Source organism: Mesorhizobium sp. M1169, from assembly GCF_040318345.1.
Taxonomy (GTDB): Bacteria; Pseudomonadota; Alphaproteobacteria; order Rhizobiales; family Rhizobiaceae; genus Mesorhizobium.
This window is the reverse complement of record NZ_JAMYME010000027.1, coordinates 15,413-32,969: the sequence shown is the minus strand read 5'-3', so window position 1 is coordinate 32,969 and position 17,557 is coordinate 15,413. Positions and strand designations below refer to the sequence as shown.

The window sequence follows — 17,557 nt, the reverse complement described above, 5'->3', positions numbered from 1 at the left end:
CGAACCGTTTCGTTGCGCCTCCCGGTTCTTGGTGGGGACGTGAGTTGATTGCTGGTCCGTAAAACGCGATTGATTTTCACTCTACCCAACATGTATCAAAACCGATACAGTGCACCCCGATGAAGGTGATTGAATGGCTTGGAAGCAGCCGGGCGGATGTTCGAGCGTTTCCTGACGATGCGCGGATAGAGGCCGGCTGGCAGCTCGAACTTGTCCAGCGCGGCGACGATCCCGACGACTGGAAACCTATGCAGATCGTGGGGGCCGGCGTCAGGGAAATCAGGGTTCGGGAGGCATCGGGAGCGTTTCGCGTCATCTATCTGTCGACCCTAGAGGACCGCGTTTTGGTGCTTCATGCGTTCCAGAAGAAGGCACAGGCCACATCCAAGAAAGACCTCGATCTGGCGGCTCAACGGCTAAAACGATGGAAGGCAGAACGATGAACGTAGAAATCTATGAGAACGTCTGGGATGCCCTGGCGGACACCGAACAGGAGGCAGCAAACCTTAAAGCGCGCTCGGCGCTGCTCTACGAAATCCGTAAGGCAGTCCAGCGTTGGGGCATTCCCCAGGAGGAAGCCGCCAAGCGGCTCGGCCTGACGCGCCCTCGTATCAATGATCTGCTGCGCGGTAAGCTCGCCAAGTTCTCGCTTGACGCGCTCGTCAACATCGCCGCCTCCGCTCACCTGGATATAGAAATCCGGGTGAAGGAGGTTGCATAATCACGAGATGTCTAATCCTCGTCTTTCCTCGGAGTACATCCGCGTTTGGACGCGAGCGTGTGCCGAACGGAGCCCCTGCAGCGTCCGGCTTAGGGAACAACGAGCCCACGCAGTGCTGCGTGGCGAGGCAACTACTGCTTTTGCGGCTTCTGTGAATCCGGCTCTTCGCCTTCGACTGGAGCGGTGTTGATGCTCCTCGACTGCAGGCGCTGCAGTTCTTCGAGCCGTTCGCCTTTGACGATCTCGGGATCAAGCCGCTCGTTAGGATTCTGTGCCAATGATCGCGCGGCTTCGCTTGCGGCTTGTGCCTCGCGCGCTTCCTTCGCGGCGATGCTTTCGGCGTTGCGCACCATTTCGCGGTCTTGCGCAACCTGCTCAAGCGAGGTCGGATCAGCCGATCCGGCTCGTTCGTCGCGGATCTCCTGCTCGATGGCGCGATTACGGATCTCGCGAGCGCGATCGGCCTCAAGCCGCTCAGCGGCCTCGATTTCCTGGGCGCGATGGATCAAAGCTTCGGCGCGCGCTCCGGCAATCCGATGGGCCTGGTCTTCGCTGACATGCGTGACGCCGCCTTCCTGCAGGGATTTGAGATCCGTCCGGATCGCCAGCAGTTCCATGGTGGGCGCTGCGCGCCGTAAGAACTCCGCTTTCGTCTGGCCGTTCATCATGGCCGCTGTCTTGTTAACGGTCTCGTTGATCTGTTTTAGGTTTTCCCGCATCTGGTCCGCGGTGGCATCTGAACTCATTTGAACACCCTTTCCATCTCGAATAGCGACCACAACAGTACCGGATCGGGAAGCTTGCGTCATCCGAACAATGAATTGACTCGCTATCGCGTTATCCGGCCGGGAAGCAGCAACCGAGTGCCAGTCCCGAAGGCTTGCCTGGGTGGCCTGCAGCTGGCGCGCCGAAATCGGAATCTTTATCGGGTTGGCCCTCGCGTGGTCGATCCGCTGGCGGGCTTTCTCGATGACGTGCGGGTTTGCACGGGCGTAGGCGCGGTCACGCGCCTCCCTGCCCGGCCGCGGCTTTTCGGCCGTGGCCACAATCGCCTTGTCGCGCGGGCCATAGCTTTGTGATGACGCTCGATAGGCCGCGGAGGTCGCGACGATTTTCATGCCCTGTGCTTGTGCGTGCTGGGCATAGAGCGCGCGCCATTCGCGAAGCTGGGCCGGACCTGGTCGCAAGCGCTCACCGTCCTCACCCTTCACCGCAACGATGGCGTGGACATGAATATGACCGCCCTCCTCGGCCATGTCGGCATGCATGCCGAAGGCGAATTTGTGATTGGGGAACTGCTCATGCAGGAACCCACGTGCGGCCCTTACCAGAGCTTGCCTGTCCTCGCCCGCCTTGGCCGACAGGATCATGTGCATGGTGTCGCGAGGCTTGTAGGAATTCAGGGTCTTGTCCCAGGACTGCGCGGTCTGCCGAATCGCCTCCTCAGACGCGATCGCGGCGCCGTCGGCGCCGATCGCCGGTCCGTCATGGCTAAGGCGCGCGAGCTGGAACACGACACCGGCTTTGCCGTGGCTGGGCTCCCCAATTGGCTTCACCGAAACGGTATCCTCCTTGACCCCAAGCGCCTCGGAGATCCGCGAGGCGATCATGGCCCGGGTCGGTGCCGAGAACTGGCGATCCTGCTGGCGTCGATCCGAAAAGTGAAACCGATGCTTCACCTTGTCGTCCCCGTTCTCACCCCGCACGACGCTGTGTCCGGCCATGGTCGCGACGACGCGCGCGACGCTCGATCCGTCCTGCAGTGTGTCGATACGATAGGCGAAACCGTGGCCGGCGAAACCTGCCTGAACTGCCTGTGAAAGGCGCTCGGCATTCTCCTGCCCTCCCAGCGAAAGCCGAAACGTCGCCACATCCTCGCTCTCCCGCCGCTTGTCGAAACCCTTGCCCCACTGTTTCATTTCCTCGGCAACAGCTTCCTGCGTTGCCAGGATACGCGCGTCATGCGTCTCGAGCGCGACGCCCTCCTTCTGGATATATTGACCGATGGCGGCTGCCCTTGTGACGCCATGCCCGTAGGAAATCACCTTCAGAACGGCCGGCTGATACCCGGCCGCCAGCTTGTCGGCAGCGGCCCTCGGCGCAGGTCCGCCGGCAAGCTTCCGTCGCTTCGCTGGCAGGCCGAGGTTTAGGCGCCCGGCTTTACCGCGCGGCGGCTCCAGTTCCCCGGGAGACGAGCGCGGCACGGCGGGTTCCGGTGGCTGGCTTGCCCCGAGACCGCCCTCCCCCTTCCGGCCGCGAACCGTCTTGAACAACGCATCATCGCCATTTCCAGCAAAGGACAACAGGGCCCAACGCCGGCGCTTGCGGTTCTCTTCTTCAAAAGCCGCGCTCGCGCGAATCCGATCGGCTATGGCCTGTATAGAAGACTGGTCTAGGTTCACGCGCCCTCACCATCCAGCAGATGCGCCGCCTTCCGAAGTTTCAGGCCATGGGCGATCGTCATCGCCGTCAATTCGGCGTCGACAGCTTTCACCCTCTCATCCAGCGCTTCCCATATCGGCAACGCCGCCTCCATGGGGGCAGCGTGGCCGGAATGAATGGCATGGAGAAGCTGGCTGAGGTTTCGGCCGACCATCCGAACTTCTGAGGCCAACGCCGCGACAGTGCGTGAATTCTCAGCTGACAGAGCGGGACCGACATCCAGGCTGGCCCGGATAATGCGCCGCAACGTCTCCGCTCGGTCAAGCTGGAACACCTTGCAGGCCTCATCCAGGAGCGCGCCCGCCTCCGGCCCAATATCGATCCGAGAGCGCTTTCGGGTGTCCTTGTGGGCGGCGCTGGTGTCCAAAAATTCCTCGCTATGGCGGATGGGCCTCACGTCGAAGACGGTCCAGGTCGAAGCGAAGCGACGACCTGCTCAGCCAATTTGGACCCAAATTGCGTATCCTGTCAATTCAATACGAAACATTATACTGATTCACTGACACATTAATGCAGAGCCGATCATGCATCCTGGGACATTGCACCGATGTGCAAATTCATATTATCACACAGGCACTTATGCGCCTCGGCACTTTGTTGCATCGGCGCATAGTCATAATGCAAGAAAGTCACTTTGGCGCCAAATCGCCTATGCGCCTTGACGCCAAGGTACGCAACATTGGGAAAAAACAATGCCGGAACAACGCGCGGTGCAAATCACAGTGGCCTCTCCCAAAGGCGGGGTCGGCAAGACCATGACCACCATCCTGCTCGCGGGCGAATTCGCCGCCGCCGGTCATCGGGTGACGGTGCTCGACACCGATCCGCAACTGTCCGCGGTGGAGTGGAGCAAGAACAGTCGCCGAGCCGGGTACGCGCTTTCAAACATCGACGTCATCCCCATCAGCTCGACCGACGACCTGATCGATCGCCTGGCGCAATCCGACGCCGAGGACCTGCTGCTGGTCGATGTGCAGGGCACGGCCGTGGCTGCACTCGGCCCGGCCGTCGCCAACGCCGACTTCGTGCTGATTCCGACGAAAGCGCACGTCTTCGATGTCAAGCAATGTCTCGGTCTGATCCGGCACATCCGCTCACTTGGAGGGCGCCACCGCGAAATTCCCCACGCGGTGATGCTCAACATGGTTTCGGGGATCGAACACAACACGATGGCCTTCCGCACAGCGATCCAGCTGCTGCGGCAGGCCAACGCAAGCGTGCTTGAGACCTTTTTGTCGCAACGGCCGACCTTCGCCTCAATCGCAACCGCCGGGACGCTTTACGAAGTCCAGCCTATGAACAAGGCCGTGCAGGACGCTCGCGACCAGACGAATGCCCTGACCGCCGAGATCATCCGCAAACTGAACGGAGCCACCCCGCAATGAACGAGAAAAGCGATCGGACCGCAAACCAATTGCCGCTGCCCGCCTTGAAACCGCGTGCCCGTTCGGATGATCCGTTCTCGCGCAACATGGCTGCCATTGTGGAATCCAGCATCAGCGAAACCGACAACCTGGAGCAGCAGACGAGAACCCAGTCTGCCAGAGCGGCGAAAGCGAAGCTCGAAAGGCCAAAGACAGACGGCGAGACAGCCCGGCTGCACACACGCATTCCGGTCTCGCAGATGATCGAGCTGCAGGTCCATTGCGCGCGCAACAGAACAACCATGCAGGAGGTGGTGCAGGGCTTGATAACGGAATTCCTTGCTCGGCAGCCGAAGTAGCCAGACGCGCTATCAGCGTCGATTTTCGTACGACCGACCGCCCAGGACTCTGGCCCAACGAGGATGGCTACATCTCTTCGGGGAAGGCCATCAAAGACGCTGCTGAGCGACTGACGTTCGGTTCCATCCATCATCAGAGTGAATCGATCCGCGTCCGCTGATTCAAACCATTCATTGGACGCGCGCGTCCGGCTGCGCGATTCTGTCCGCAATGATCGCGCAGCTCTATCGCCTCTGTATCGAACGCCGCGACGCGGATCGGAACATGGCGCGCTTCTATGCACTGTCGATCGAGGAGACCCTGTTCGGCCAGACCTGCCTGGTCCGGCGTTGGGGCCGGATCGGAACCACCGGCCGCACGGTACAGCACTCCTTTGATACCGAGGGCGAAGCCGTCGCCCTTTTCCTCGAGCTGCTGCGCGCCAAACGGATGCGCGGCTATCAGCCGCGATCCGCCCGACGCGCAGAAGCGATCCCGTCTTGACAGGTAGCCGGTAGAGTGACGGGAGCCAGGTTTTGGAACAAAGTCGCTCGTGTACGCGGCGCTGGCGCGATGTCGCCAGTCGTGAAGTCAGTGATCTCGACGCTGCCGCATGCTCGCACTTTCGGGGCCCTGCCGAAGCACTCACCGTTCCCACGGCCCGCGCCAGCGCAGTATAAAAGCAGGGCAACACCTGCTTTGCGCCAACCGGCGGCCACCGCCTCTTCGTCGCTGCAGAACCACCGCTCTCCCTTGCTGGTCGACATGACGGTGCGATCGTAATACTCTTGGCCAGGCATGTGATAGATGTGCTCACCACGGGCGTTGATGTTGCCCTTGATGTTGCAGGCACCGGGCGATGCAGCGAGCAGGGGAGCGATCGTCGATCGCTGTTCGTTGTCAGCGCGATGGTCGGCACGCCAGTCCCAGGGAGCTTCAAACGTTCCTGCCAAGATGCCAACCCTTGCTGCCTTGGCCTTCTCCTGCAGCATGGCGTAGGCACCTTGGCTGTATTTTGGCCAATCAAGAGCTTCGCCGTTCTCGACCATCCAGGCGGCGACGCTGGCACCATCGGCCCGCCTGCAATTACCGACATAGCGGCCGTACCGATCCCATGACACAAACGTGCACTGGGTCGGTCGCGAGGCGGCGAGAAAGGCATCGAGAGCGGCGGCGGACTTCGCGCCACATTGATAGTGGAAGCCGTTGGCGTCGTCGCACTGCTGTGCTGACTCCGGTGCATCGATACCATTGAAGCGAATGCGCTGGCCATGGATCTCGATCGTGTCGCCGTCGATCACAGATGCGACCCCAGAAATTGCTACCGGTCTCGGCTTGATTACGTTCTGCAGATTGATTTCCGGCAGCGATCCGCTGTTATGCATGACAAACTGCGTCACCAGAGCGGAAGCCGCAGCCACGGTCACGAAGACCAGTCTCATCGGCACGCTGGCCCAGCGGCGTACGAGCGAGCGTCCTGCGCCAGTACGCTTGCGCAACGAGCTTGACCGATCATCGTAGCGGGATTTATCCAAGCCCCTTCTCCCCGGCGAAAGAATGCGCCCAAAATACCCACAAAGTCCAGAATCCTATCGGACCCGCTCAACGGCTCGCTTGTTATGAAATCGAAGGCACGTTGCCTATTCTAGGAGCTGTCATGAAACGGCTTCTATTCGCATCCGCCATGTAGGCCTTGTCTGCGGGCCCTGCATTTGCTCAGTCGAGCAGCACTATGTCATCTCTGCGAGCGATTGACGACGTTCTATCGAACGATCATTCCGCATATGAGTTCGAGGCCTACCAGAGGTTCAGATGGACGTGTTTCTTCGCGCCCAAGGGCACGAGTTCAACCGAGCAAGGCCCATAGAGGTCCTTCACCGATCCTGGTGCCGTTCCACCGGATGAACGCCTCGTCAAAAATATAATCGCATTAGCGGAAGTAAATTTCGACTGTTTCGGCTTGCCGCAAATTAGGGTCTCGGTGGCATAACTCGGGCATGACTATCGGGGTGCTGGCAGGAAGACTGATGCGCGGGCGTGGATGGATCAACGCGTTGCGTCAGGACGATGCCCGACAGGTGCGTGCGCACATTGCCGAACTGGAGCGCAACCTCATTGCGACCACACCTCACGGGCGCAATCGACGTTTCGACGCCGGGAATGAACTTCGTATTGCGAAATCGCGCCTGGAGCGTCTCGAGGAATGTATCGCCGCAATAGCGGAGAAATGTGGGCGTTAGCGGAAGCTCGCTGCTTGCCGACCAGGCCGAAGCCGCAGCGAGGATTCCGGCAGCCCTGCAGGCGACAGGGCTGGGTCAGCCTCAGGCGGTGTTTAATTTCATTCTCGGGTCAAGTTCCCGCGGATTGCCGATCAGATCGCAAAAGAGAAACAGTCATTCGTAGAAGACGGTGGGATTCACCGTGCCGTTTTGCGGGAATTCGACGACGAAATAGCCCTTCCGTCCGCACGCTGGGGATTATACCAATGTTCGCTGTTTGTTCTTTTCCAAAAGCGGTCGATAATATATAGTCTGGGTCTACATCAGCCCTCAGTGAGTCAGCCCGCCAATGACTGTCCAGCCCAGGATTCTCAATGAACCGACAATCAGCTGCCCAAGCTGCAAAACGGAGATCAAGCTCAACGAGTCGCTTGCGGCGCCGCTGATTGCCGCGACTCGCGAGGAGTATGATCGGCGTTTGGAGCAGAGCAACGCGTCAATGGCGGCCCGGGAGGAAGAGCTTAAACGTGAGCGGGCGGCGATCGACGCCGCCAAAGAGGACATCGGCAACCAGGTCGCTGAGCAAATCAAGCTTGAGCGTGCCGCAATCGCGGTCGAGGAAGCCCGCAAGGCAAAATTGCTGCTTTCGGTAGATCTGGAGGAAAGGGATAACAAGCTTGCCGAGCTGGAGGTAACGTTGAAGGCGCGCGACGAAAAGCTCGCCGAGGCCCAGCAGCAACAGGCGGAATTCCTGAAACAGCAGCGTGCACTTGACGATGAAAAGCGCGAGATGGCGCTGACAATCGAAAGGAAGATCCAGGAGGGATTGGACGCCGTTCGCGTAAAGGCTAGGTCCGAAGCCGAAGACGGCCTCAAAATGAAGGTTGCCGAAAAAGAAGAACAGATAGCCGGCATGCAGCGCCAGATCGAGGAGCTGAAGCGCCGTGCGGAACAGGGTTCTCAGCAGCTGCAGGGCGAGGTCCTCGAGCTTGAGCTGGAGTTCCTCATAGCCAGCCGGTTCCCGATGGACACCATCGAACCGGTCGCCAAGGGCGAGTTCGGCGGAGATGTCCTACACCGCGTGGTCGGACCCGCCGGCCAGCCGTGCGGCGCCATTTTATGGGAATCGAAACGCACCAAGAACTGGAGCCAGGGCTGGCTTGGGAAGCTCAGAGGAGATCAACGAGCCGCGAAAGCGGATATCGCGCTGATGGTCTCGGAAGCGTTGCCTCCCGGCGTGGAAACCTTCGATCTTGTGGACGGAGTCTATGTCGCCCATCCCAAATGTGCGATCCCGATCGCCATCATGCTTCGGCAATCCCTGATTGAACTGGCCAACTCCCGCCTCGCCCAGGACGGTCAGGCCACCAAAATGGAGCAGGTCTACGGCTATCTGACCGGCCCGCGGTTCCGCCACCGCGTCGAGGCGATCGTGGAGAAATTCTCGGATATGCAGGAGGACCTCGCCAAGGAACGCAAGGTCACAACACGCCTGTGGGCCAAGCGCGAGGCGCAGATCCAAGTGGTGATCGAGGCGACCGTCGGCATGTATGGTGACTTGCACGGTATCGCCGGAAAGGTGATGCAGGAGATTGAGGGGCTGGATGTGCTGGCGATTGAAGCCTCTTGGCCTGAAACTGAATAGGAGACCTTCAGGTCGGCCAAGGCGAAGACGGGATCCGAGTCCCTGCTCCGCAGCCATCGCTTCGTCATGCTGATTCCTTCCGCCTGCCCACGTTCGTTTGAGGAAGGCCGAAGGCCCCGCCTTGCGGCGGAGCCCTCGTCGAGGCGATCAGTCCCGGTTGGGGCGAGACCAGATCAGCTGCAGGCCTTCCTCTCCCTCCACCTCGATCAGGGTAGCGTAGATCGGAGCGGGGAAGCTCGGGTCGTCCAGCTTGACCGAGAGGTAGTCACGCCCGGTTTCCCTGGAAACCTTCTGCCAGGCCGCACCCAGCTCGACCGGACCCGAGAAGATGCGGAAGTGGGGACCCTTGTCGGAGGGGTTGTCGACGCGGACCAGCTTGGCCTTGACGTTGAGGTTAAGCGTCTTGATCGTGCCCGCAAAGCCGTTATCCGAGGAAGTGAAGTTGCCGATGGTAGCCATGATGTCGTCTCCTTGAGTTTCTCGGGTCGCGACCACCGCGACCTCGATGGCGGTCGACAGACCGGAGGCGATCGGCCCGCACCCACCGGGGTCCCCATTGCGCGCGCGCATGGGGTGGTCCTTAGGGCCGCAACGACAGTGAAGGGCAGCCAGGGGGAGGCTTTCTTGTTCCGCGCGGAATGGCGGCGCAGCCGCCAGGGGAAGAAAGTCGCGAACCGGCTGTTGCGGGTTTGAGAACGAGGCGCAGCGAAGCGAAGACGGCCTTCGGTCAGAGCAGCCCCATCGAGGACGCAGGTGGTGGGCCTTTCCATGAAACCGCCGGCCAGACGACGGTCGAGCTCCCATCGGCATGATCACCGCAACTTCGACTAACGTCAGGCATCATCAAGCCTGGCCGTCCCCGTCACGCCTCATTGTAGAACGACGGACAGCTCGGAAAGAAACGCACCCGCCTCCTGATATCGGTCGACCGATGACGGGCCGCGAGGCGAGTCCCAGGAGCCCGATAATCTGCTGTTCAAGCAGGAGCGGCCGCATAGCGGACATCGATAGGCATCTTTGGGCTGGACGCCGGCACCAGCCGGCTGATCAGGGTTCGGCCCCGGGTTACCGCCCGAACGGGGCCAGCCGCAAGGCGGGGCCTCAGCCTGGTGTGCTCTGCCGAGCGAACGACGCTTGCCAAACTGGACCACCACACGCCGCACATCCCTCATTTTGCCAAAGGTCGAGCTGGCATTAGCCGGCCACGTCAAGATGTCGACCTAGTTGAGGCAATTCTGCCGAATTATGCGCTTCTCTATGGCCTCGCGGCTCGGCTTATCCGCATGGAAATCCCGGTCGACGGTGCCGGGGTAAAGCGGGAATCGATGCCCAATGCTTGCCCTCAGCGACGTTGGGGAGATTTCGCGCAAAGGGCAGCACATTCGGCGAGGCAACCAGCGAAGATGGTCGTAGACAACGGCCGCTTCCCAGCAAGTATCGACGAATATAGCGCTAAAATAACCGTGTGCCGCCATCAGGACGAGGGGGTCGATTGCACTCCCGCGCCCAGACTGATGACGCGAAAGCGGATCGAGGGGGGCTCGGCCCTCCCTTGTAACAGTTGAGCGCGTAACATCAGGCCGCACTCGCCAATTCTTCCGCCTGCGGCTGGAATTCGTGGAGATAATTGACCGCGCGTTGTGCGTGGGCGGCCGCCTGAAAGATCGCCCGCTTGTCGCTGCCCAGCAGGCTGGCCCAGCCCTGAATATAGGCGGCATGATCGGGCCTCGGCTCGAGCTCAGGGACGATATCGAGGTCCGCGCAGAGCATCGCAGCACCCAACTCCACGAGCAATTCTTCGCGCGCGCGATCCGTGCGGTCCTTGTGGTAGCGGCTGAGGTCCCTGTTCAGCCGGTGAGGAGCCGATGTCCAATGCAGGGTCTCATGCGCTCTCGTAGCGACAAATGAAGCCATGTCCCGGAAAAATTCCGGCGACGGCAACTGCACATGGTCGGAAGAGGGAGAATAATAGGCCTTGTCTCCGCCATACCGCACAACCGCTCCGGTGTTGTCGAAAAAACGGTCGGCGTGCTCGATGCGCTGGACAGGATCGGCGGCAGGCTCTGGCGCCGCATGATAGTGGGGCGGCAGACCTTCAATCTGGTCGGCGCAAAACACCGTGTAGGCCTTGAGGAAAGGAATACCCCGCTCGACTTCCTCGCCATGCGCGTCAGTTTCCGCCGTAGTGAACCGGCTGGCGTAAACGACCATGGAGCCGGTCTCGCCCTTGCGAACATGACCCCCGAGCTCCGCACTCTGCTTGAACGTCATCCAGACCGGAGAGACAAAGCCCCTCGCGACCGCCTCCGACCACAAAAGCAGTGTATTGATCCCTTGATACGGCAGGCCGTTGTGACGGAGCGGCCGTGTGATGCGACCGGTCGTATTCGCAACGCTCCACGGTTTGACCCAGGGACGCACGCCCTTCTCCAGATCCGCGACGATACGATCGGTGATTTTCGCGTAGATGTCGACGCGGGGCTTGTTGCTCTTCCTGTCCATTTCAAACCTCCATTCGAGGCCGCGCCAATCGCGGCCGTCACGAGGTCCGCACGCGCAGGACCGCAGGTCCGCGAACCCGCGGACGATCGATGGGGAAGCTGAGTACCATCGCTTGCGGGCCGCAACGTCAGTGGAGGACGGCGCAGCCGTTTCGCGGCACGAGGACCGGAGCAGGACCATCATTCGTGACGGCCGCGATTGGCGCGGTCCCGACGACCAGCCCATCCCCATTCTTTGAGTTCGGTGCCTTTGGCACATGCAAAGAGGCCGGCGACCCCGAGGGACACCAGCCTCAGTATGAGAGGAGCGGGCGGAGCCGAAGCTCCGCCTATTGGGATTAGCCAAGGGCCGCCATCTGGAGATCGGCTGCCTGCCGGTTGACGGTCTGGCCGGGGTTCTCGGTCTGGCGTTCGTAGGGCTTCCAGCTCTCGCCGACGATGTGCTCGTAGGCGGCAACGGCGCCCTCGGCCGCCATGCGCAGTGCATGTGCCTGAAGGCCCATTTCGGCGGCGAATTCGCGCTTGCGCTGGGCCTTGCTGTCGAAGCCGACCGGACCGTCAATGTCCTCGTCGCGGGTGTCATTGGCGAGCTTGGCCGTGGCGTCCTTCGCCTCGGTTACGGCCTTCGAGTAGAACTGGCCTGCTCCATAGGCGGAGCCGACATGGGAGCCGACGATCCTTTGCAGGTGGATCTGCATGGCCTTTTCGGAAAGGCCCTCGGAGAGCGTATCGGCGCTTTCGATCAGACTGCGCTCATGGAATTCACGGATGCCGTCACTGTCGAGGATGGAGAGGCCGAAGCTTTCGGAAATGAGGGTGGCCTGGCGGCCATCCGGGCAGCAGAGCCGGACCATTTCGAGGGTTGTGCCCTTGCGGAGCTGGACGACGCGGGCCTTGGCCTTGATGGAGCGGGTTGAACTGGACATTGAGCTTTCCTTTCTAGCGATGCCCTTCAGGTGTTCCGGCCCTTGCCGGTCTTTCTTGCGGGTGCGGTCAAAAGGAACCGGCGGAAGCTGGAGGCTTCAGGGTCCGGAGCCTGCCAGGCGAGCGAGGTTGGCTTGCGGACAAGCGGGGTCAGTTCTTCACTGGCCCTGCGCGGGACGCGGGCCGCCTTGCCGAGATCGGCGGGATCCGGCCGCCCCGCGGCGCGATAGCGGCCTTGAAGCGGACAGCCGCCGGTTCAGACCGCAGCAAACCCGCCGTGAAGACCGGCAAGGGATGAATTCGGATATCGGTATGCACGAGGAAATGCAGTGTTCAATTCCCGCGTCCACACGATCCGCCTGCCCGCAAGGCTGCGCGAGGGTCGACAGTGGTTTGAACGCCGGCTCCTGCTGGTATAGATGAGCTGCGCCGGTCCGCCGCTGCGGATCAACTCTTTGGCCTGCTCCCATGTCGGGCTGGCAGCGCACTGTATTTAATCTCGAGGCGAGGGCAGCGATGACCGGTCACAACGACGACTACGTCTATGACGACGCAACAGGGGAATGGCGACCAGCGTCGGAGATGGCTGCCATTGCAGCTTCCGCCGGCAGCATCGAAGTGCGCGATGCCGCCGGCAACGTGCTCGCCGATGGCGACTCCGTCGTCCTCGTCAAGGACCTCAAGGTCAAGGGTGCCGGCCAGACCCTGAAGCAGGGGACCGTGATCAAGTCGATCCGGCTCACCGAAAATCGCGTGCGATCAAGGGGCTGGTGTTGCGAAGCGAATTCGTACGCAAGCGCTGAGCAGACACCAGTATCAGGCACGCAGCAGGTCCTGCGGGATCCTGTCACGCAGTGCTGCGATTGCAGCGTCCTACCTGGCCAGTTTGCGCGAGAGCGCATCGATTTCGTGCTGCCTTTCCTGTGTGATCGCGGCAAGGTTCGATCGATACCTTTCGAGAAAGGCCCGGGCATCAGTAGGGTTTCGGCGTCGGTGGCCGATACGCTGGAGCTTTAATTGCGGAATGATCGCCGTCATCTGCCTCATGATCTGCCGGTCGATCATATCGAGCTGGCGCTGTGTGTGGCGCCGAGCCTCCTCCATGCGAAAGAGCTGTGCGCGGCGATCGGGGACAGACATTATGTGTCCCTCCCCTGCCAATCCATGAAGCTCGAGGGCCCGCCATAGACGCGGTGGCGCGCAACATCGATGACGAATCCAAAGCGGCCGACATGGTATTCGTCGGTCGCAACGAGAAAGCGACGTTCCTCCGTGCCCGCTCCGCGCCTGCCGCCAGGGGTCGCGATAACCTCGGTGAAACCGGGCTGGTGCCCGGAACGGATCGCCGACACCACGATCCAGTCATCGGTATGCTTCTCGAAAAATGCCCGCTCGTCCTTTTTCGCGGATTGGCCGGGTTCGAGAACCCTCCCGTGGATCGCCTCCCAGGCATCCGGGTACCAGTCGCGGATCGACTTTTCCGCACAAGCCCTCTCGAAGTCCGTGAAGAGTTGGGGGAAGGCTTGGGCGACGGCCGCCCAATGGCAGTCCTCTTCATACCAGCCATCATTGGCACGGAGCATCTCATGGACTTTGCGATTTCGCTCCGCCGACAGATGGAACCCGCCATGGCCTGCCGTCGAGTGAGCCACGACGCCCTCGGCATAGACGGTCGCTCCCTGCGACGTTCCCCATGGCGTGTGGGCTCGGGAGTGGATTTCGCGACGTCCGAGAGCCGCGCGCTGCTGCTGGTGGAGGGCGCTCTCCTCGACATGCGCGCGAAACGCCGCCTCATCCGCAAGCTCACCGACATGGCCGTAGAAATCGCCGCGCGTCCATTCGGCCATGGGCCGGCGGATACGCCAGCCTGTGACAAGATAGTGCCGGCCATCACGGGCTGGAGCCATGGCGAAGGCGTGCTCGCCGACAGTGGCAACGCAAAGCCCATCGGCGCTTCGCCCAAAAGAAACTCCCGGAAAACCGGGGGTTTCGACGACATGGGTTTCAGAAGTCCGCGCAGTCATGGTGCCGTCCTCCCCTCCACAGGTTCCGCCGCTACGGTGTCGGCCGTGGCTTGCTGCAACACGGCGTTGGGATAGTCGTGGCGGGTAAGCCATTCCTCGGCGGCCGCGCGATTGGCGGCAAGATGGACAAGCTCCGCATCGGCGCCGGCGCGGTCGAGCACCAGGACGGAGCCGATTGCGGGTCGCTCCTTGACCGAAAACTTCAGGTCGCTGTTCACCGAAAACGTCTGGTGGACGCGCAGCACAATGGTTCCCTGACTGCCATAGTCGCCCTTGTGCAGGGTGATCGAGGCGGGCAGCGTCGTACTGCCGACGCGGGCCTCGGCCTGTTTGCGGATCAGGCGACCGCCGCCGTTGCGATTTTCCCAGGCTGCGAGCTTCTTGCGATGCCGCTCTGGCGGGCGTGGGGATCCGTCGGAATACGTCACGACGGATGCGAGTGGAACAAGGTCATAGATCAATTGGGCGGACATCGTTTTCTCCGTGGTGCTGATGGTGGAAACAGAACCGCCGCCGGTGATGTGCCGGCGGCGGAATGATCGTTCGGGGAAAGGTAAGGCGCAGCCGCCTACTCGGCGGCCACCTTGTAAGGCTCGATCTGTTCGTCAGTGAGGTCCTCGTCCTGCGCAGCGTCATCGTCGCCGACATGGTCATGTGCAGGATCGACGATCGCATCGCCATCGAGCTCGTCCTGGTCCTCCAGCGTGCCGTCAGGCTGTTCCCTGGCTTGGTTCTTCTTCAGCCAGGAGGTCAGCTTTTCCGGAGTGGGCGCAAACAGCGCCGACGGGTGGACGAAGCGGCCTTCCTTGAAATGCTCGACAAGGGCCGCACGGGTATCCTTGACCTTCTGACGGGGCAGGACGGATGTATCCGCGCAGGCGCTTTCCAATGCCTGCCGCGACAGGCATGACAGGAAATCCTCCGTCCCCATGTTGGCCAGGAAGCTGTCGGCGGCGATGACGTCGCCGGCGACACGGGCGACAACGCCGCTGTCCGAGCGATTTTCCCTGCAGGACAGAACGTCGATCAGCAGGGAACGCACGGCAATGCGCAGCGTGTCCATGTCGAACGCGAGCTTGCCCTCCTGGTCGAACAGGCGCGCGGCATGTTCGCCGAGGCCTGCCGCCCCGTAATAGGAGATGTCGCGGGCGCCAGATGCCACTGTCACATTTTGGCCGGCGAAGGCGAGAACGAGCAGCGCCATCAGCATGTCGTCCTCGATCGGTGCGCGCGACAGCGCCTCGTGCAGTGCGTCGGTACGAAGGTCGCCTATCATCTCCATGCCTTTGCGCGTCACGTCCGGACGCGGCTTGGCCGTAACGACCGTATCATCGCCATCGGCCTCGACATCAGCGCCATTCTTGTCCCTGGACTTTTTGACCGCCGGCATACGATACGCGACCGACTGCACCTTGCCGTCGCGGTCGAGATACATGGCGGTGTGATCGGATTTCGACGCCTTACCGTACAGACGCTCGGCCTTGGCCGGCAGCTTCGGCTCGCCCCACTGACCGGCTTCCACGATCACGCCACGCTTGGGCACAGCGTTTGCCATCCACTCCTGCTGGGCGCCAAGAAAGGCCTCGACATCCGTCGTGTAGCGGCTATCCTCGTCGGTCGGAGCGAACAGGTCCTCGACCCAGGCAATGCCGTAGGCCTGGGCGAGATCGTCACCGAAGCTAGCGTCGCGCGCGTACATGCGGCGCTTCGTCAGGCCCTGCGCAACGCTCCACCACGACACCTGGGGATCGGCCTTGGAGGGCTTGTGCTTCTTCCAGACCTCCTTCTGTTCATCAAGCGAAGCCGAGGCGATGGTGCGCAACTGCTGCTCGTTGGGCATGTCGCCCTTGGCCATCTGCTCCAACATGGCCGGCAGAACGTTGGCCAGCAGGCGCAGCTTCCTGATCTGGCGGACGGGCAGCGCCAAAGCGACGGCGATCGCTTCCTCGGTCCAGCCGAGCGCGACCAGTCGCTCGATCGCACGCCATTGGTCGACGGGATTGAGCTGCTCGTGAGCGAGCGTTTCCGCTAGCGAGCGCATGGCGCCGCCATCCTCGGCCCTCTCGATCACCAGCACGGCGATCTCTTCGAGACCGGCCGCGATCGCCTGCTCACCCGACGATGGCCGGCATCGATGACGTAGCCATTGCCGCCATCGGTCTCCAGCGCGACGACAGGCGGCTGCACGATGCCGACGGCACGGATCGTAGCCAGCAGCAGCGCGTCGGCCTGCGGACTCGACTTCGAGCGTCGCGCCTTGTCAGGGTTATCCTTCAGCGCGCGCGGGTCGACAAACTTCAGTTCCATGGGGATGCTCCTTCAAGGGTTTTGCGGGACACCGCTGATCGCTGCGTCCTTCCTCGTCTTCTTCCTGAAGACATCCCCCGGCCCGCGGAGCGGGCGGGCCGGTGCACCTGCGGCCGAGCATCCCTGCCCGGCTGGCCGAGCGGGGCTAACAGCCCTGCGCAGGACGACGCGGCCGGGATCGCGAGCGGCGCGGTTGAACGCCAGCGTCAGCGGCCCGCCCGATCTGCGAGCGGGTTTTATTCCTAAGCTCACAGGGTTTTTGTTCTACGTTGGTTTTTCTGAAGAGAAACCCGGGTGCTAGCGAGGGAACCCGGCATTGTCCCATTTCGGGACCAAAGTGTTGGCATTGCGCTTGCTTCGGTCGTGGTGCCGGTGGATCCCGGTCCTGATCGCGTACTTTGATCAGGTCTAGGCTCGCCGGGCTTGAGGTGGCTGGGGTTTCTTCGCCCGGCGAGTTCCGCCACGCTAAGAACAAAGGCCGGCGCCCTCGCTGGAGCTTATCCGAATGGCGCCGGCCACGGGCGGGATTGGGATCCGCCGCGCCTTGACATAGCTGAGTCGTTACGTAGCGTCAGGTGGTGGCGGACACTTTGGCTTTCCGCTTCGCGGGTGCCTTCTTGGCTGGTGTGACGGGTTCAGCCTTGCGTCCAAGCCCGATGGACTTCGCCAGTTGCGAGCGCTGAGCGGCGTAATTCGGAGCCGTCATCGGATAGTCGCGCGGCAAGCCCCACTTCTCGCGATAGGCGTCCGGCGTCAGACCGAAGTCCGTGCTAAGGTGCCGCTTCAGGGATTTGAACTTCTTGCCGTCTTCGAGGCAGATAATGAAGTCTGGCGTCACCGACTTCTTCGGGTTGACCGCGGGAGTTTGCGGCTCAACGACAGGCGCGATCGGCGTACCAAGCCCGGACAGAGACATGTGCACGGATGCGATTAGTTCAGGCAGGCCGGTAGCCGGTACAGGGTTCTTACTTACGTAGGCGGACACAATCTCCGCAGTAAGCTCGGCTAGTTCGGCGGCGCGGCGGCCGGATTCTTCTGTCAATGTGTCGGTCCTTTTGTCTGATTTGTCCC

Annotated in this window: 17 protein-coding genes and 2 pseudogenes; 8 read left to right on the top strand and 11 right to left on the bottom strand. The window is 61.7% G+C overall.

Going from position 1 to position 17,557, the window contains the following annotated elements; all coding sequences use genetic code 11:
* Nucleotides 1–119 precede the first annotated feature (119 nt).
* Both NKH41_RS23100 and NKH41_RS23095 read left to right on the top strand, forming a co-directional pair.
* Nucleotides 120–443, top strand: a complete 324-nt coding sequence (locus NKH41_RS23100) for a type II toxin-antitoxin system RelE/ParE family toxin (RefSeq protein WP_352934136.1) — start codon at nt 120–122, stop codon at nt 441–443.
* On the top strand, nt 440–721 hold the full coding sequence (locus NKH41_RS23095) for a helix-turn-helix domain-containing protein (protein ID WP_006205593.1): 282 nt from the start codon (nt 440–442) through the stop codon (nt 719–721). The genes NKH41_RS23100 and NKH41_RS23095 overlap by 4 nt, the downstream gene beginning before the upstream one ends.
* Before the next feature lie 131 nt (nt 722–852).
* Here NKH41_RS23095 and NKH41_RS23090 read toward each other — a convergent pair whose 3' ends face one another.
* Nucleotides 853–2,994 (bottom strand): relaxase/mobilization nuclease domain-containing protein, encoded by a 2,142-nt coding sequence (locus NKH41_RS23090; RefSeq protein ID WP_352934132.1) that lies wholly within the window; start codon nt 2,992–2,994, stop codon nt 853–855.
* A 125-nt stretch (nt 2,995–3,119) separates the two neighbouring features.
* Nucleotides 3,120–3,530, bottom strand: coding sequence for a hypothetical protein (locus NKH41_RS23085; protein ID WP_352917069.1), 411 nt, complete (start codon nt 3,528–3,530; stop codon nt 3,120–3,122).
* 325 nt (nt 3,531–3,855) lie between these two features.
* On the opposite strand from NKH41_RS23085, the gene NKH41_RS23080 reads away from it, so the two are divergent.
* The 3 genes from NKH41_RS23080 to NKH41_RS23070 all read left to right on the top strand — a co-directional run bounded on the left by NKH41_RS23080 (nt 3,856) and on the right by NKH41_RS23070 (nt 5,370).
* On the top strand, nt 3,856–4,548 hold the full coding sequence (locus NKH41_RS23080) for a ParA family protein (RefSeq protein WP_352739476.1): 693 nt from the start codon (nt 3,856–3,858) through the stop codon (nt 4,546–4,548).
* Entirely contained in the window at nt 4,545–4,886 is a 342-nt protein-coding gene (locus tag NKH41_RS23075; protein WP_352567064.1) for a hypothetical protein, read from the top strand. Before NKH41_RS23080 ends, NKH41_RS23075 begins: the two co-directional genes overlap by 4 nt.
* A 211-nt stretch (nt 4,887–5,097) precedes the next feature.
* The gene (locus tag NKH41_RS23070; RefSeq protein WP_023819768.1) at nt 5,098–5,370 is read left to right on the top strand and encodes a WGR domain-containing protein; all 273 of its coding nucleotides are present in this window, start codon (nt 5,098–5,100) and stop codon (nt 5,368–5,370) included.
* Here NKH41_RS23070 and NKH41_RS23065 read toward each other — a convergent pair.
* Complete coding sequence (locus tag NKH41_RS23065) at nt 5,328–6,401, bottom strand: thermonuclease family protein (protein WP_352934127.1); 1,074 nt, start codon at nt 6,399–6,401, stop codon at nt 5,328–5,330. The genes NKH41_RS23070 and NKH41_RS23065 overlap by 43 nt on opposite strands.
* 462 nt (nt 6,402–6,863) lie before the next feature.
* On the opposite strand from NKH41_RS23065, the gene NKH41_RS23060 reads away from it, so the two are divergent.
* Together NKH41_RS23060 and NKH41_RS23055 are read left to right on the top strand one after the other, a co-directional pair.
* Complete coding sequence (locus NKH41_RS23060) at nt 6,864–7,106, top strand: hypothetical protein (RefSeq protein ID WP_352934124.1); 243 nt, start codon at nt 6,864–6,866, stop codon at nt 7,104–7,106.
* Between the two features lie 328 nt (nt 7,107–7,434).
* A complete protein-coding gene (locus NKH41_RS23055) occupies nt 7,435–8,730 on the top strand; it encodes a DUF2130 domain-containing protein (RefSeq protein WP_352934121.1) in 1,296 nt (431 codons plus the stop codon).
* 147 nt (nt 8,731–8,877) lie between these two features.
* Here the strand turns inward: NKH41_RS23055 and NKH41_RS23050 are convergent, their stop codons facing one another.
* From NKH41_RS23050 to NKH41_RS23040, 3 genes are all read right to left on the bottom strand, one after another.
* On the bottom strand, nt 8,878–9,189 hold the full coding sequence (locus NKH41_RS23050; RefSeq protein ID WP_031213246.1) for a DUF736 domain-containing protein: 312 nt from the start codon (nt 9,187–9,189) through the stop codon (nt 8,878–8,880).
* Nucleotides 9,190–10,305: 1,116 nt separating this feature from the next.
* Nucleotides 10,306–11,232: an ArdC family protein gene (locus tag NKH41_RS23045; protein ID WP_352934235.1), complete on the bottom strand. Its 927-nt coding sequence runs from the start codon at nt 11,230–11,232 to the stop codon at nt 10,306–10,308.
* 337 nt (nt 11,233–11,569) lie between these two features.
* Nucleotides 11,570–12,157 carry a hypothetical protein gene (locus NKH41_RS23040; protein WP_352934118.1) on the bottom strand — a complete coding sequence of 196 codons (588 nt, stop codon included), beginning with the start codon at nt 12,155–12,157 and terminating at the stop codon, nt 11,570–11,572.
* A gap of 514 nt (nt 12,158–12,671) precedes the next feature.
* Between NKH41_RS23040 and NKH41_RS23035 the strand changes: the two are divergent.
* Nucleotides 12,672–12,958: pseudogene (locus tag NKH41_RS23035) on the top strand (alkylphosphonate utilization protein).
* A 70-nt stretch (nt 12,959–13,028) separates the two neighbouring features.
* On the opposite strand, the gene NKH41_RS23030 reads toward NKH41_RS23035, so the two are convergent.
* The 5 genes and pseudogenes from NKH41_RS23030 to NKH41_RS23010 all read right to left on the bottom strand — a co-directional run bounded on the left by NKH41_RS23030 (nt 13,029) and on the right by NKH41_RS23010 (nt 17,528).
* Nucleotides 13,029–13,295, bottom strand: a complete 267-nt coding sequence (locus NKH41_RS23030) for a hypothetical protein (RefSeq protein WP_352934115.1) — start codon at nt 13,293–13,295, stop codon at nt 13,029–13,031.
* Nucleotides 13,295–14,179 (bottom strand): DUF7007 domain-containing protein, encoded by an 885-nt coding sequence (locus NKH41_RS23025; RefSeq protein WP_352934112.1) that lies wholly within the window; start codon nt 14,177–14,179, stop codon nt 13,295–13,297. The genes NKH41_RS23030 and NKH41_RS23025 overlap by 1 nt, the downstream gene beginning before the upstream one ends.
* Nucleotides 14,176–14,652 carry a UCP036055 family protein gene (locus NKH41_RS23020; RefSeq protein ID WP_352934109.1) on the bottom strand — a complete coding sequence of 159 codons (477 nt, stop codon included), beginning with the start codon at nt 14,650–14,652 and terminating at the stop codon, nt 14,176–14,178. Before NKH41_RS23020 ends, NKH41_RS23025 begins: the two co-directional genes overlap by 4 nt.
* 95 nt (nt 14,653–14,747) lie before the next feature.
* Nucleotides 14,748–16,486 (bottom strand): annotated as a pseudogene (locus tag NKH41_RS23015) (ParB N-terminal domain-containing protein).
* 571 nt (nt 16,487–17,057) lie between these two features.
* A complete protein-coding gene (locus tag NKH41_RS23010; RefSeq protein WP_352934107.1) occupies nt 17,058–17,528 on the bottom strand; it encodes a Ros/MucR family transcriptional regulator in 471 nt (156 codons plus the stop codon).
* Nucleotides 17,529–17,557 lie beyond the last annotated feature (29 nt).

Bases quoted from the DNA above. Each gene is read 5' to 3' on its own strand.
- NKH41_RS23075 (WP_352567064.1), top strand. From the start codon at position 4,545: ATGAACGAGAAAAGCGATCGGACCGCAAACCAATTGCCGCTGCCCGCC.
- NKH41_RS23055 (WP_352934121.1), top strand. From the start codon at position 7,435: ATGACTGTCCAGCCCAGGATTCTCAATGAACCGACAATCAGCTGCCCA.
- NKH41_RS23080 (WP_352739476.1), top strand. From the start codon at position 3,856: ATGCCGGAACAACGCGCGGTGCAAATCACAGTGGCCTCTCCCAAAGGC.
- NKH41_RS23045 (WP_352934235.1), bottom strand. From the start codon at position 11,232: ATGGACAGGAAGAGCAACAAGCCCCGCGTCGACATCTACGCGAAAATC.
- NKH41_RS23070 (WP_023819768.1), top strand. From the start codon at position 5,098: ATGATCGCGCAGCTCTATCGCCTCTGTATCGAACGCCGCGACGCGGAT.
- NKH41_RS23095 (WP_006205593.1), top strand. From the start codon at position 440: ATGAACGTAGAAATCTATGAGAACGTCTGGGATGCCCTGGCGGACACC.
- NKH41_RS23020 (WP_352934109.1), bottom strand. From the start codon at position 14,652: ATGTCCGCCCAATTGATCTATGACCTTGTTCCACTCGCATCCGTCGTG.
- NKH41_RS23100 (WP_352934136.1), top strand. From the start codon at position 120: ATGAAGGTGATTGAATGGCTTGGAAGCAGCCGGGCGGATGTTCGAGCG.
- NKH41_RS23040 (WP_352934118.1), bottom strand. From the start codon at position 12,157: ATGTCCAGTTCAACCCGCTCCATCAAGGCCAAGGCCCGCGTCGTCCAG.
- NKH41_RS23050 (WP_031213246.1), bottom strand. From the start codon at position 9,189: ATGGCTACCATCGGCAACTTCACTTCCTCGGATAACGGCTTTGCGGGC.
- NKH41_RS23030 (WP_352934115.1), bottom strand. From the start codon at position 13,295: ATGTCTGTCCCCGATCGCCGCGCACAGCTCTTTCGCATGGAGGAGGCT.
- NKH41_RS23025 (WP_352934112.1), bottom strand. From the start codon at position 14,179: ATGACTGCGCGGACTTCTGAAACCCATGTCGTCGAAACCCCCGGTTTT.
- NKH41_RS23060 (WP_352934124.1), top strand. From the start codon at position 6,864: ATGACTATCGGGGTGCTGGCAGGAAGACTGATGCGCGGGCGTGGATGG.